At 72.9% G+C, this 14,242-nt stretch carries 8 protein-coding genes; 6 read left to right on the forward strand and 2 right to left on the reverse strand.

Annotation, left to right across the window (positions count from 1 at the left end):
- Nucleotides 1-62: 62 nt before the first annotated feature.
- Nucleotides 63-758: a type 1 glutamine amidotransferase domain-containing protein gene (locus tag AB0I06_RS00135; RefSeq protein ID WP_363116434.1), complete on the forward strand. Its 696-nt coding sequence runs from the start codon at nt 63-65 to the stop codon at nt 756-758.
- Nucleotides 759-789: 31 nt separating this feature from the next.
- On the opposite strand, the gene AB0I06_RS00140 is transcribed toward AB0I06_RS00135, so the two are convergent.
- Complete coding sequence (locus tag AB0I06_RS00140) at nt 790-3,237, reverse strand: SpoIIE family protein phosphatase (protein ID WP_363116435.1); 2,448 nt, start codon at nt 3,235-3,237, stop codon at nt 790-792.
- A 265-nt stretch (nt 3,238-3,502) separates the two neighbouring features.
- Between AB0I06_RS00140 and AB0I06_RS00145 the strand changes: the two genes are divergently transcribed.
- Complete coding sequence (locus tag AB0I06_RS00145; RefSeq protein WP_363117003.1) at nt 3,503-5,659, forward strand: SpoIIE family protein phosphatase; 2,157 nt, start codon at nt 3,503-3,505, stop codon at nt 5,657-5,659.
- A 194-nt stretch (nt 5,660-5,853) separates the two neighbouring features.
- Here the strand turns inward: AB0I06_RS00145 and AB0I06_RS00150 are convergent, their stop codons facing one another.
- A complete protein-coding gene (locus tag AB0I06_RS00150) occupies nt 5,854-7,251 on the reverse strand; it encodes a S1 family peptidase (RefSeq protein WP_363116436.1) in 1,398 nt (465 codons plus the stop codon).
- 744 nt (nt 7,252-7,995) lie between these two features.
- Here AB0I06_RS00150 and AB0I06_RS00155 point away from each other — a divergent pair.
- The 4 genes from AB0I06_RS00155 (at nt 7,996) to AB0I06_RS00170 (ending at nt 14,184) form a co-directional block, all read left to right on the forward strand.
- On the forward strand, nt 7,996-8,211 hold the full coding sequence (locus AB0I06_RS00155) for a type A2 lantipeptide (RefSeq protein ID WP_351416474.1): 216 nt from the start codon (nt 7,996-7,998) through the stop codon (nt 8,209-8,211).
- A 117-nt stretch (nt 8,212-8,328) separates the two neighbouring features.
- Entirely contained in the window at nt 8,329-9,135 is an 807-nt protein-coding gene (locus AB0I06_RS00160; protein ID WP_363116437.1) for an HlyD family efflux transporter periplasmic adaptor subunit, read from the forward strand.
- Nucleotides 9,132-11,357, forward strand: a complete 2,226-nt coding sequence (locus AB0I06_RS00165) for an NHLP family bacteriocin export ABC transporter peptidase/permease/ATPase subunit (RefSeq protein WP_363116438.1) — start codon at nt 9,132-9,134, stop codon at nt 11,355-11,357. Before AB0I06_RS00160 ends, AB0I06_RS00165 begins: the two co-directional genes overlap by 4 nt.
- Before the next feature lies 1 nt (nt 11,358).
- Nucleotides 11,359-14,184, forward strand: a complete 2,826-nt coding sequence (locus AB0I06_RS00170) for an NHLP bacteriocin export ABC transporter permease/ATPase subunit (RefSeq protein ID WP_363116439.1) — start codon at nt 11,359-11,361, stop codon at nt 14,182-14,184.
- The last annotated feature ends 58 nt before the right edge of the window (nt 14,185-14,242 follow it).

Raw genomic sequence — 14,242 nt, forward strand, 5'->3', positions numbered from 1 at the left:
GTGGTCGTCCCTGTCACCGCCGCTGTCCGACCGCGGCTCGTCCCCATGGAGATGCATCCACCATGTCGAAGATCCTCTTCGTCGTCACCGGCGCCGACACCTGGACCCTGGCCGACGGCACCGGGCACCCCACCGGCTTCTGGGCCGAGGAGGCCGTCGCCCCGTACGAGGCGTTCCGGGCCGCCGGGCACGAGGTCGTGGTGGCCACGCCCGGCGGCGTCGAGCCCACCGTCGACCGGGCCTCCCTGGCTCCCGAGGTGAACGGGGGGCAGGAGAACGCCGACCGGATCGCGAAGGCGCTGGAGTCCTTCACCGAGCTGCGGCGTCCCGTCCGGCTCGAGGACGTCCGGCTGGACGACTACGCGGCCGTCTTCTACCCCGGCGGCCACGGCCCGATGGAAGACCTCGCCGTGAACGCCGACTCCGGCCGGCTGCTGGCCCGGGCCCTGGAGTCGGGCAGGCCGCTGGGCGTCGTCTGCCACGGGCCGGCCGCGCTGCTGGCCGCCGTCGGGGCCGAGGGCACCAACGTCTTCGCCGGTTACGAGGTCGCGGCGTTCACCAACGCCGAGGAGATCCAGGGCGGCCTCGCCGACCGCGCCCCGTGGCTGCTCCAGGACCGTCTCACCGAGGCCGGTGTGCGGGTGCGGGCCGGGGAGCCGTGGGCCCCGCACGTGGTCACCGACCGCAACCTGGTCACGGGCCAGAACCCGGCGTCCTCGGCCCCGCTGGCCCAGGAGCTGCTGAAGCGGCTGGGCTGAGCCGCGGGCGCCGCCGGACCGGTCCGGCCGTTCAGCGGCCGAGCGTCAGCTCCGCCCACACCTGCTTGCCGCCGCTGACCGGCAGGGTGCCCCAGGTCGCGGTGAGTGCCTCGACGAGCAGGATGCCCCGGCCGCCGGTGGCCTCCCAGCCGATGCTGGTGGGCCGGACAGGTGAGCGCGGGGAGGCGTCGGCGACGGCGATGCGCAGCCGGTCGTTGACGAGGGTGAGGTCCATCCGGACCTGGCCGTCGGTGTGCACCAGGGCGTTGGTGACGAGTTCGGAGACGACCAGGAGCGCGGCGTCGTGGTCCACGGTGACGCCCCAGGAGCGCAGGGTGCGCCGGGCGAAGCGGCGGGCGTGGCCGACGGCCTGGGGCACGCGCCAGACCGTCCAGCTCTCCCTGAGCGGGCGCAGTTCCATGCCGTCGTAGCGCAGGAGGAGCAGGGCGACGTCGTCGGTGCGCGGGGCGTCGCCCAGGAGGCCGTCGGCGACGAGGCCCATGTCGGCCGGGGCGGCGTCGGCCAGCCGCCGGGCGAGGTGGGCCATGCCTTCGTCGATGTCGGAGTCGGGCGTCTCGACGAGCCCGTCCGTGGCCAGGGCGATCATGGTGCCGGGCGGGAGCCGGAGCGGGCTCATGGGGAAGTCGGCCCGGGTGACGACGCCGAGGGGCGGCCCGCCCTCGGCCTCCGCGATCTCGGTGCGGCCGTCCGGATAGCGCAGCACCGGCGGCAGATGTCCCGCGCGCACGCACCAGGCCGCGCCCTCCTCCAGGTCGACGTCGACGTAGCAGCAGGTCGCGAAGAGATCGCTGTCCATGTCCGTCAGCAGCCGGTTGGCGTGCGCGACGACCACGTCCGGCGGGTGGCCCTCCACCGCGTAGGCGCGCAGGGCGGTGCGCATCTGGCCCATGAGGGTGGCGGCGCCGGCGCTGTGGCCCTGCACGTCGCCGATGACGAGGGCGACGTGATGGTCGGGCAGCGGGATGACGTCGTACCAGTCGCCGCCGAGCTCGAGCCCGGCCGTGCTCGGCAGGTAGCGGGCGACGGCCACCGCGCCGGGCAGCCGGGGCAGGCTGCGGGGCAGCAGCTGGCGCTGGAGCATGCCGACGAGTTCGTGCTCGGCGTCGAAGGCCCGGGCGCGCACCAGGGCCTGTCCGGCCAGGCCCGCGCAGGCGGTGAGCAGGGCGCGTTCGTCGGTGCCGAAGTCGTGCGGGGTGTCCCAGCCGATCAGGCAGGCGCCGGCCATGCGGTTCCCGGCGGGCAGCGGCAGGACGGCGAGGCCGCCGGGGCCCACTTCGGCCAGGGCGCGTTCCAGGGGGCTGCCGGCGGGCCAGATGCGGGCCCTGCCCTCGCGCAGGGCGGCGGCGAGGGTCGGCATGGCGCGCACGGGCGCGTCGGGCCACTCGGTGCGCCACTCCGACCGCCACAGCTCGGGCCAGGCCTCGGGTTCGGGCGGGTCGAGGACGGTGACGACGAGCCGTTCGCTCTCCAGCTCGGCGAGCGCGATCCGGTCCGCCCTGAGCGGCCTGCGCAGCGCGGCGACCACGGCCTTGCCCACGTCGCGGACGGTGACGGCGGTGGCCAGCGCGGCGGCCAGGCGCTGGACGCGGGCCACGTCGGTGACGTCGGAGCGCAGGGTGGAGACGTCGACGACCGTGCCCACGAGCCGGGCCGGGCGCCCCTCACCGCCGGGCAGGAGGCGTCCGCGCAGCCGGAGCCACTTCGGCGGCCCGGCGGGCTGGAGCACCCGGAACTCCAGCTCCCGGTCGCCGATGGACATGTGGTCGGCCTCCACCACGGACATCAGCGAGGGCAGGTCCTCGGGCACGGTCAGGCTGAGCAGCGTCTCGATCCGGCCGTCGAACTCCACGGGGTCCAGTCCGAACAGCTCCAGCAGGTCGTCGCCGATCCGGACCCGGCCGGTGTCCATGGCGAGGCTGAAGGCGCTCGGGGGCAGGTCACCGGCCTCGGCGGGCGTGGGCGGCGCGGTGAAGGCGACCGCCTCGGAGATGAGTTCCAGGCAGCTGAGGTCGTCGTCGGCGAATCCCCCGGGGCGTTCGGTCACCGCCAGCAGGCAGCCGCCGTCCCCCTGCACGGGCAGGGCCGTGAGGAAGAATTCCCCGAAGGGCGTGCGCCGTGCCTGGGCGTGCTCGGCGAGTTCGGCCGGGCCCAGCGACACCGGGCGTCCGGCGCGGTGGGCCTCGGCGACCGGGGACCGTCCGGCGCGCGGGTAGCTGTCGCGCAGCCCGTAGAGCGTCCTCGGGACCCCCGCCGACTCCATGAGGCACAGCAGCTCGCCGTCCTGGCCGGGCGCGTACACGGCGGCGAACACCGCACCGGCGAAGACGAGGGCCTGTTCGAGGACCCGGCGCAGCCGGTCGGGCGCCTCGTGATCGACCGCGATCGCCTTGAGGGCACCTTCGGCACGCAGCGTTCGCGTTCCGCGCTCTCGGGCGCCCTGACTGACCACGTTGGCCATTACAGCGCTAATGAGACACCTGCGCAGCCCCTGTGGGCGTTCCGTGGACCGGCACCGGGGCGGACGCTCGAAAGAAACCGAACATGACGTGACACCTTGCGTTCCGCACGGTGTTCCCGTGACAGGCGTGAGTGATCGGGCACGGTCCGTGGCTGGCGCCCGTGACCGAGGGTGACCAGGCCCGTCACGGGGCCGCTCGTCGTGCGGGACGGGCCGTCAGGGGGGAGATTTGTTCCTGGACCCGGTCGCGCGGCCGTGCGAGGAGGTGGTCGGCGTGTCCGACGGGCAGTCGTCCGCACAGGCGCCGGCAGCCGCCAGGACGCCGGTCGGCCGTCCCCTGCTCTCGCTGGCGCTGGCGTCGATGATGGACGAGGTGCACGCCCACTCCGGCGCGGTCTATCTGATGGCGCCGGACCAGCCGGTGCTGGAGATGGCGGTGATGGCCGGCCTGCCGCGGGCGTTCGCGGCGCCCTGGGAGCGGGTCGGTCTGAGCGCGCCGATCCCGGTCGCCGACGCGGCGCGCGAACGGCGGCTGGTGTGGGTCGGCGGCGAGGAGCAGATGGCCCGCCTCTATCCGCGGATCGCCGTGGTGCTGCCCTATCCGTTCGCCCTGGCCGCCGTGCCCGTCGCCACCGAGACCACCGTCTACGGCGCGGTCTTCGTGACCTGGCCGGGCGCGCACCCGGCGGAGCTGTCCGATCACGAACGCGAGCACCTGACCGCGGCCTGCGGGCGGCTGGCGGTCCGGCTGGAGCGGGCGGCCGAGCACAGCATCCCGCCGCACCCCGAGGCCGATCTGCTCGCCTCTCCCCTCGTCGGCGGCATGGCCGGCACGCTGGGCACGGTCGAGGCGGCCCGGATGGTGAGCCGGCTGCCCTACGGGCTGGTCTCCCTGGACCTGCACGGGCGGATCGGCTTCGTCAACGCGGCGGCGGGCGAGCTGCTGAACGTCCCCGTCAGCCGGCTGCTGGGCACCCAGCTGTGGGCGTCGGTGCCGTGGCTCAACGACCCGGTGTACGAGGACCGTTACCGGGCCGCACTGCTGAGCCAGCACGTCACGTCGTTCGTGGCGCTGCGCCCGCCCGGCGAGTGGCTGTCGTTCCGGCTGTACCCGAGCACGACGGGCCTGAGCGTGCGCATCACGAGGTCCCGTGCCGTGTCCCGGATGAACCGGACCACTCCCCCGCCCGACGGGACCCCCTCGCGACTGGTCACCATCTCGCAGGTGCTGGATCTGGCCGGCGCCCTCACCGAGGCGGTGGGGGTGCAGGACGTGGTGCAGCTGGTCGCGGACGAGATCGCCCCGGCGGTGGGCAGCCAGGCCCTGGTGATGCTGGGCTCCCGGGCGAACCGGCTCCAGGTGCTGGGGCATCGCGGGTACCGGGACCCGCACGTGGTGGAACGCTTCGACGGGATGCCCCTGACCGAGCCGACACCCGGCACACAGGTGCTGCGCACGGGCGTGCCCGCGTTCTTCGAATCGCAGGAGCAGCTGGAGCGCCTGTACCCGGCGCGGCAGGCCACCCCGGACGGGTTCGCGGCCTGGGCCTTCCTGCCGCTCATCGCCCAGGGCCGCCCCGTGGGGACCTGCGTCCTGTCCTACGCCGAGCCGCACCCGTTCCCGACGGAGGAGCGGGCGGTGATGACCAGCATGGCCGGGCTGATCGCCCAGGCGCTGGAGCGGGCGCTGCTCTACGACGCCAAGCACCGCCTCGCGCACGGCTTGCAGGAGGCGCTGCTGCCGCACTCCCTGCCGTCGCTGCCCGGCATCGAGGCGGTGGGCCGTTACGTGCCGGCCACCCAGGGCATGGACATCGGCGGTGACTTCTACGACCTCGTGGGCAGCCGGGGCACGGCGGCGGCGGTGATCGGGGACGTGCAGGGCCACAACGTGACGGCCGCGGGGCTGATGGGACAGGTCCGCACGGCGGTGCGCGCCTACACGACGGTGGGGCAGGCTCCCGAGGAGGTCATGAGCAGCACCAACCGGCTGCTGCTCGACCTGGGGTCCGACCTGTTCACCAGCTGCCTGTACCTGCGGCTCGACCCGGCGCACGGGCGGGCCGTGATGTCCCGTGCGGGGCACCCCCCGCCGCTGCTGAGACGGCCGGACGGCCGGGTGCGCGTCCTCGACCTGGCGGGCGGCCCGCTGCTGGGCATCGACGCCTCTGCGGTGTATCCGACGACGGAGGTCGCCCTGGCACCCGGCTCACTGCTCGTCCTCTATACGGACGGCCTGGTCGAGTCGCCCGGCACGGACTTCGAGGAGGCCCTCGCCGATCTGGGCCGACGGCTGGCCGACGCGGGTGACCGGCCGCTGGACGAACTGGCCGACAGCCTCGTCCACCAGGAACGGCACCGCACCGACGGGGAGGAGCGGCTCGACGACATCGCCCTGCTGCTGATCAGGGCCCTCGGGTAGGGCGGGAAGCCCGCCCGCCGCGAGAGCGGCCCTCCGTCCGGAAGCCCGGCCCGACCGCCACCGGCCGACCGAGTCCGTCAGGGGACGGCCGCGAACGCCGGCGGCCGGCCCGGTCCCGCCGGGAAGGAGGCGGGACCGGGCCGGCCGTATCGGGCCGGTGGTGTCGGACCGGCTGCCGACGGCGTGAGAAGGCGTCAGCGGGACTCGGTCAGGCCGGAGTTGTCCTCGACATTCTGCCCCGCGTCGTGACCGGCACCGGCGTCCTCTCCGGCTCCGGCACCCGCTTCGTCGCCTCCGGCCTGCTCACCGGCACCGGCACCGGCTCCCTCACCGGCACCGGCTTCCTGCCCGGCACCCGCGCCGGCCTCGTCACCGGCACCGGCCTCGTCGCCCGCACCCGCGCCCGCTTCGTCGCCCGCGCCGGCTTCCTGGCCCGCGCCGGCCTCGTCACCGGCGCCGCCGCCCGCGGCACCGCCCGCGCCGAGGGTCGCGCCGACCGCCTCCAGGGCCGTGGTCACGGGCTGGAAGAACGTCTCCCCGCCGGCCGTGCAGTCGCCGCTGCCACCGGAGGTCAGGCCGATCGCGAGACCGTCCTGGGTGAACAGCGAGCCGCCGCTGTCGCCGGGCTCGGCGCAGACGTCCGTCTGGATGAGGCCCGTGACGGTGCCCTCCGGGTAGTTCACCGTGGCGTCGAGGCCGAGGACCTGGCCGTCGTTGAGCCCGGTGGTGCTGCCCATCCGGAAGACCTGCTGCCCGACGGTCGCCTCGGCGGCCTCGGTGATCTGGACCGTCTGGTCTCCGGTGTTGACCTCACTGGGGGCCTCGGTCGCCGGGTCGTCGTACTTCACGAGTGCGAAGTCACCGTTGCCGGGGAAGGTGGCCTGGTCGACCGTGGCGATCGGCTGGCCGCCCTGGGTGTCGGACCACTCGTTGCCGCCGAGGGTGCAGTGGCCGGCCGTCAGGAAGGCCGGGGAGCCGTCGCCCGCGGTGACGTTGAACCCGAGGGAGCAGCGCGAGCCGCCCGCGAAGATGGCGTCGCCTCCGGAGACGAACGGCTTGAAGGTCCCGGAGGACTTCTTGAGGGTGGCCATGCCGGAGCCGAGCTCGCGCACGGTGGACTGCAGTCTGTCCCACTTGGCGCCGGTCACGGTGCTGTCCGCCGTCACCAGGAGCTTGTTGGTGCGCGGGTCGATCGACCAGGAGGTGCCGGCGATGGTCGCCTCGGACTTCAGCGTCGAGGCCCCGTCCTGGAGCTCCGACCAGCTGTTGTCGACCTCGCGGACCTTCGCGCCGGCCGCCTTCGCCTGCACGATGACGTTGTTGTTGTCGCCCGGCACGACGTTGACGACGAGCTGCTTGCCGGCGCTGTCGTAGTAGGACCCGCCGAACGCCTCGCCGAGGAGCCCGGAGAGCCGCGAGGCGAGATCCGAGGCGTCGCCCGCCTTCAGGGTCTTCGGCGCCGCCGCCGCGTCACCGGACGAACCGTCCTGGGAGGCGTTGGCGTTGGGGAGCAGGATCGCGGCCGCGCCGAGCGCCACCACGCTGCCCGCCGCTATCGCGGCCTTGCGCTTCGGAATTCGCTTGTGACTCAAACTTCTCTCCTCCTGGGGAACGGAGTAGGTGCCGCCGTCCGGCAGCTGATGGGGGGCGCCTGGATGGCTGTTGGTACGCACGGGCCGCGCGGGGCGTTCAATTCCGTTTGCGAGTGGTCCCTTCGCATCGCGAAATCAGCCAACTCCCGCCACCCGCGCACCGACCGCGCGGTCTGTGATCGCCGCGCTCACCTGGGCCGGTGCGGCAGGGCGTCCGCGACGGGCGCGAGACGAGCCTTGGCCGGATGACGGCCTTTCAGCGGCGGGCGTGACGCCGGAACGGCGGAACGGAACGCTCCGCATTCGCCCGGGAACAGTCTGTCGATCTTGTGGAGTCGAATCCCGGCTTCAGCGAATCTGCACAGCGCGTGCTCAACCCGGTCACCGAAATCAGGGTTGCCCACAACCTGTCCGGGTGGGTCACGCCTTTGGGGCGGGAGTGCCGGATTCGCCGCCGGGGGAGGCAAGGGCCTGGATGCGCCGATGCGGTGCGGCATGTGAAGAACTCGCTCCCAAGTGGTGTCGAGACCTGCACGGATCGGTGCCCTTGGGGCGCAAGTTGCCTGGTGGGACGGTTGGTTGATTGGAAGCGCGGACCCGCAGCGTGCTTTGATCCATCGCACCGCGGGGGCCGCCCGGGGCACTTGGAAACGGGTGCCCGGCACTCGCGGTCGCGGCCGTCATCTGTCCCCAGAGGGGGCCGCTCCCCCCTTGTGAGATATCCATATGAAGGGAAGTTCCATCATGAACTCCACCCCCCAGGTTGAGACCGTCGAGATCGCCGACGCCGAGCTCGACGCCGTCTCCGGCGGTCTGTCCGTGAACGCCGTGAACACCGTCACCGACACGGTGAACGGCATCGCTCCGGTTTCCGGCCTGGTCGACACGGCCGTCGGCACCGTCGAGGGCGTCACCGGCCTGAACACGGCCCCGGTCACCAACCTGGTCGCCGGTCTCTGATCGAGCCCCAGTGCCGTCGAGTCCCGGAGCCGCAGCCGGCGGTTCCGGGTTCTTCGGCTGCCGTGACGGCTTCCGTCACGGCCGTCAGTACCTCTTCTACGGGTGAGGGAAGTTCCCTTGCAGTTCCGCCAACAGGCCCTCGCCAAGCTCCAGTCGCCGGAGGAACTCGACCTGCCGGTGCGGTTCGCGCGCCCGCAGGGCTGGCTCGTGCTGTCGGTGACCGTGGTCGCGATGGCGGCCGCCTCGGTGTGGGCGGTGACCGGTTCGGTGACCTCGACCGTCAGCGCACCCGCCGTCCTCACGCACGGGCAGGGCAGTTACGTCCTCCAGAGCCCCGTCGCGGGACAGGTCACCGCCGTACTCGCGAAGCAGGGCCAGCAGGTGCCCGCGGACTCCCCCGTGCTCAAGGTCCGTACCGTCAAAGGTGAGGCCGTCGTGCGCACGCTCGACGCGGGCCGGGTCTCCACGCTCGCCGCGACCGTCGGGCAGATCATCCGCACCGGCGCGAACGTCGCCGCCGTCGAGAAGATCGCCCACACCGACGACCCCCTCTACGCGACCGTGTACGTACCCGCCGAGAACGCCGCGTCGATCCCCGGCGACGCCGCCGTGGACCTGACCGTGCAGTCGGTGCCGACGCAGGAGTACGGCGTGCTGCGCGGCCATGTGAAGTCGGTGGACCGCTCGGCGCAGTCCCCGCAGCAGATCGCCGCGTTCCTCGGGGACAGTCAGCTGGGCGAGCAGTTCACCGAGAAGGGCAGGCCCGTGGCCGTGACGGTCCGGCTGGACAGGTCGTCCGCCACGAAGAGCGGTTACGCGTGGTCGTCCGCCGACGGGCCCCCGTTCAAGCTGACCTCCATGACCCTGGCCTCCGGTTCGATCCGGCTCGCCGACCAGCGCCCCGTCGACTGGCTGCTGCCATGAGCGCGACCGCACAGGAGCCGCGGAGCAGGAGACGCGCCGCCCCGCCCCGGCGCAAGGTGCCCAAGGCCCGGGCGAAGACGGTCCGCACACCCACCGTGCTCCAGATGGAAGCCGTCGAGTGCGGCGCCGCCTCCCTGGCGATGGTTCTCGGCCACTACGGCAAGCACGTCCCGCTGGAGGAGCTGCGCATCGCCTGCGGCGTCTCCCGCGACGGCTCACGCGCCAGCAACCTGCTCAAAGCGGCCCGCGGTTACGGCCTGACGGCCAAGGGCATGCAGATGGACCTGGCCGCCCTCGCCGAGGTGACGGCGCCGGCCATCCTGTTCTGGGAGTTCAACCACTACGTCGTCTACGACGGCATGGGCCGCCGGTTCGGCCGCCGCGGCGTCTACATCAACGACCCGGGCAAGGGCCGCCGGTTCGTCCCCATGGAGGACTTCGACGGCAGCTTCACCGGTGTCGTCCTGGTGCTGGAGCCCGGCGAGGACTTCGCCCGGGGCGGCCGCAAGCCCGGTGTCCTGGGCGCGATGCCCGCCCGGCTGCGTGGCACCGCGGGCACCATGCCGGCCGCCGTCCTGGCGAGCCTGCTGCTGGTGGGGGTCGGCGCGGCGGTGCCCGCGCTCAGCCGCACCTACATCGACGAGTTCCTGATCGGGAACAAGACCTCGCTGCTCGGCGTGCTGTTCACGTCGATGGCGGCGTGCGTGCTGCTCACCGTCGTGCTCACCTGGCTCCAGCAGGCCAATCTGCTGCGCGGCCGCATCATCTCCTCCACCCTGTCCAGCGCCCGGTTCCTGCGGCATCTGCTGCGGCTGCCCGTGACGTTCTTCTCCCAGCGCAGCCCCGCCGACCTGGTGCAGCGCCTGCAGTCCAACGACGCCGTGTCCGAGACGCTCTCCCGCGACCTCGCGGCGGCGGGCGTGGACGCGGTCGTGGTCGTTCTGTACGCGGTGCTGCTCTACACCTACGACCCGCAGCTGACGTTCGTCGGCATCGGGGTGGCGCTGCTGAACGTCGTCGCCATGCGCGTCGTCATCCGGCTGCGCGCCACGCGCACCGCGAAGCTGCGCGCGGACACCGCCCGTCTCACCAACACCGCCTACACGGGCCTTCAGCTCATCGAGACCATGAAGGCCACCGGCGGCGAGGACGGCTACTTCCGCAAGTGGGCCGGACAGCACGCCACCACCCTGGAGGAGCAGCAGCGGCTCGGCGTGCCGAGTGCGTGGCTGGGCGTGGTCGCGCCGACCCTCGCCACCCTCAACAGCGCGCTGATCCTGTGGATCGGCGGCATGCGGGCCGTCGAGGGGCACATCTCGGTCGGCCTGCTGGTCGCCTTCCAGGCCCTGGTCACCCGGTTCACCGCGCCGCTGACCCGGCTGAACGGCGTCGCGGGCCGTATCCAGGACTTCGCGGCGGACGTGGCCCGGCTGAAGGACGTGGAGAACTTCCAGGCCGACCCGCTCTACGGCCGCCCCGGCGCCGGCGAGTCCACCCGCCGTCTCCAGGGATACGTGGAGCTGGAGAACATCACGTTCGGCTACAGCCCGCTCGACAAGCCGCTGCTCAGCGGCTTCGACCTGACGGTCGGCCCGGGACAGCAGGTGGCGCTGGTGGGCGGTTCGGGCAGCGGCAAGTCCACGGTGTCCCGCCTGATCTCCGGGCTGTACACGCCGTGGGAGGGCGTGATCCGCATCGACGGGCAGCGCATCGAGGACATCCCGCGCGGGGCGCTGGCCGCCTCGGTCTCCTTCGTCGACCAGGACGTGTTCCTCTTCGAGGGCACGGTCCGCGACAACGTGGCGCTGTGGGACCCGTCGATCCCCGAGGACGCGGTGGAGGACGCGCTGCGCGACGCCGCCCTGTACGACGTGATCACGCGCCGCCCCGGGGGCATCCACAGCAGGGTCGAGCAGGACGGCCGCAACTTCTCCGGCGGGCAGCGCCAGCGCCTGGAGATCGCGCGGGCGCTGGTGCGCCGGCCGAGCATCCTGGTGCTCGACGAGGTGACGAGCGCCCTGGACGCGGAGACCGAGCAGGTCGTGATGGACAACCTGCGCCGGCGCGGCTGCGCCTGCGTGGTGATCGCGCACCGGCTCAGCACGGTGCGCGACAGCGACGAGATCGTCGTCCTGGAGCACGGCACGGTCGTGGAGCGGGGACGGCACGAGGACCTGGTGGCCCGCGGCGGAGCGTACGCGGCACTGGTCAGGGAGCGGTGAGATGACGGCCGTTCACGAAGGGCACGACGGCGACCTCGTGCTGGGTGCCTTCGGGCAGCTGGGCACGCGCATCGACTGCGCCGGGTTCAACCGCCTGGACCTGGAGGTGCCGCAGGTGCTGTGGCTGGTCGCCTCCGGGGCCGTGGACCTGTTCGCGGTCGACGCCGGGCAGCAGGGCCACTGGCACCATCTGGGCCGGCTGGAGGCGGGCTCGCTGGTTCTCGGCCCGGTGCCGGGCCCGCAGCACACCCTGGTGGCCCGGCCGCTGCGGGACTGCGTGGTGCACCGCATCGGCCTGCGCGAGCTGTACCAGCCCGCCGACACCGCGACCTGGTCGTACGACGCGTACGGCAACCCCCAGTACGTGCCGCCGACGACGAGCCCGCTGGAGTACGCGCTCGCCCTGGGGGTCGGCCGCAGCCTGTCGATCCTGTTCCAGGCGCCGATGGCCACCGAGCGGGCCGCGGCGCCCACCGACGACGACGTGTTCTGGATGCAGGTGCCGCCGGGCAGCGTGCAGTACGGCTCGCTGTACGGCGCGGAGGCCGCGGCCGACCTGCTGATGGACCCCGCGCTGTGGCAGTCCGTGGTCGACCAGCAGTACCGGCTGCTGACCACGCTGGACCGCTGGATCGAGCAGCTGGAGCGCACCCACGAGACGCGCACGGCCGAGGGCATCAAGGCCGGTGAGGCGGTGCGCGCCCAGGCCGACCGCACCCTGCTCGCCTCCATCGGCACACGCTCCTCGAAGCGCACGACCGCGGCCGACGCGGACGCCACGTACGCGGCCTGCGAACTGGTCGGGCAGGCTGCCGGGATCCGGATCACCGAGCCGACTCAGAAGGGCACCGGCGGCGACCGTCTCGACCCGGTCGAACAAGTCGCCCTGGCCTCCCGTGTCCGTACCCGGGCGGTACGGCTCGACGGCCGCTGGTGGCGCGACAACGTGGGGCCCCTGGTCGGTCAACGGGCCCTGTCGGGGGCGCCGGTGGCGTTGCTGTGGCGGCGCGGCGGCTATGTCGCGGTGCATCCGTCGACCGGCCGGGAGACGCCGGTCGAGAAGGCCAACGCCGACGAGTTCGAGCCGCGCGCGGTGATGTTCTACCGCCCGCTGCCCGAGCGGGGGCTCAGTCCGCTGCGGCTGCTGCGGTTCTGTGTGCAGGGCATGCGCGGCGACCTGACGGCACTGCTGCTCAGCGGTCTGGTCACGGTGGCGATCGGCGCGCTCGTGCCCATCGCCACCGGCAAGGTGCTGGGCGAGTTCGTGCCGAAGGCGCAGACCGGGCTGATCGTGCAGGTGTGTCTGGCGGTGATGCTGAGCAGCGTGGTGGCGGCGGCCTTCATGCTGTTGCAGAACCTGACCATCCTGCGGCTGGAGGGCCGGATCGAGGCCACGCTCCAGCCGGCGGTGTGGGACCGGCTGCTCCGGCTGCCCACGAAGTTCTTCACCGAGCGCTCCACGGGCGAGCTGGCCAGCGCCGCCATGGGCATCAGCTCGATCCGCAGGCTGCTGGCGGGCGTCGGTCCGACGGTCGCCCAGTCGGTGACGGTCGGTGCGATGAACCTGGGGCTGCTGCTCTGGTACAGCGTGCCGATGGCGATGGCCGCGATCGCCATGCTCGTCGTCATCGCGGCCGTCTTCCTGGCGCTCGGGCTGTGGCAGGTGCGCTGGCAGCGGCGCCTTGTGGTGCTCTCCAACAAGCTGAACAACCAGGCCTTCCAGACGCTGCGGGGTCTGCCCAAGCTGCGGGTGGCCGCCGCCGAGAACTACGCGTACGCCGCGTGGGCCTCTCAGTTCGCGCGCAGCCGTGAGCTCCAGCAGAAGGTCGGCCGCATCAAGAACCTCACGACGGTGCTGGGCGCGGTGTACCTGCCGCTGTGCACCCTGCTGATGTTCATGCTGCTGGCCGGCCCGGCCCGGGGCTCGATGTCGGCGGCGGCGTTCCTGACGTTCAACACCTCGGTGACGATGGTGCTGACCTCCGTCACCCAGCTGACCGGCGCGTTCGTCTCGGCGGTGGCCGCGCTGCCGCTGTTCGAGGAGATCAGGCCGGTCCTGGACGCCACGCCCGAGGTGCGGGCGGCGAGCACCCGCCCGGGGCCGCTGACCGGGGCGATCGAGGCGCGCCGGGTGTCCTTCCGCTACTCCGACGACGGTCCGCTGGTCCTGGACGACGTGTCGTTCGAGGTGCGGCCGGGCGAGTTCGTCGCGGTCGTCGGACCGAGCGGCTGCGGCAAGTCGACGCTGCTGCGGCTGCTGATCGGCTTCGACCGTCCCGTGTCGGGCAGCGTGCTGTACGACGGGCAGGACCTGGCGGCCCTGGACCAGTCGGCGGTACGCCGCCAGTGCGGTGTGGTGCTCCAGCACGCGCAGCCGTTCACGGGCTCGATCATGGACGTCATCTGCGGCACCGAGCCGTACACGCCCGAGGAGGCGATGGCGGCGGCCGAGATGGCCGGTCTCGCCGAGGACATCAAGCGGATGCCGATGGGCCTGCACACCATCGTCTCGGGCAGCGGGGCCGTCTCCGGCGGCCAGCGCCAGCGGCTGATGATCGCCCAGGCGCTGATCCGCCGCCCCCGGATCCTCTTCTTCGACGAGGCGACCAGCGCCCTCGACAACGAGACGCAGCGCACGGTCATCGAGAGCACCAAGGCGCTGCACGCGACCCGGATCGTCATCGCGCACCGGCTGTCGACGGTGATGGACGCCGACCGGGTGGTGGTGATGGAGGAGGGCAAGGTCATCCAGCAGGGCCCGCCCGCGCAGCTCCTCGCCGACACGAACGGCCGGCTGCACGAACTGGTGCGCCGCCAGATGGCGTGAGACCCGGTCGTCCGGATGTGACCGGTACCCCGCCGCGCCGCCTGTTGGCCGGCGCCGT

It is taken from the genome of Streptomyces sp. NPDC050674, from assembly GCF_040654575.1.
GTDB lineage: Bacteria > Actinomycetota > Actinomycetes > Streptomycetales > Streptomycetaceae > Streptomyces.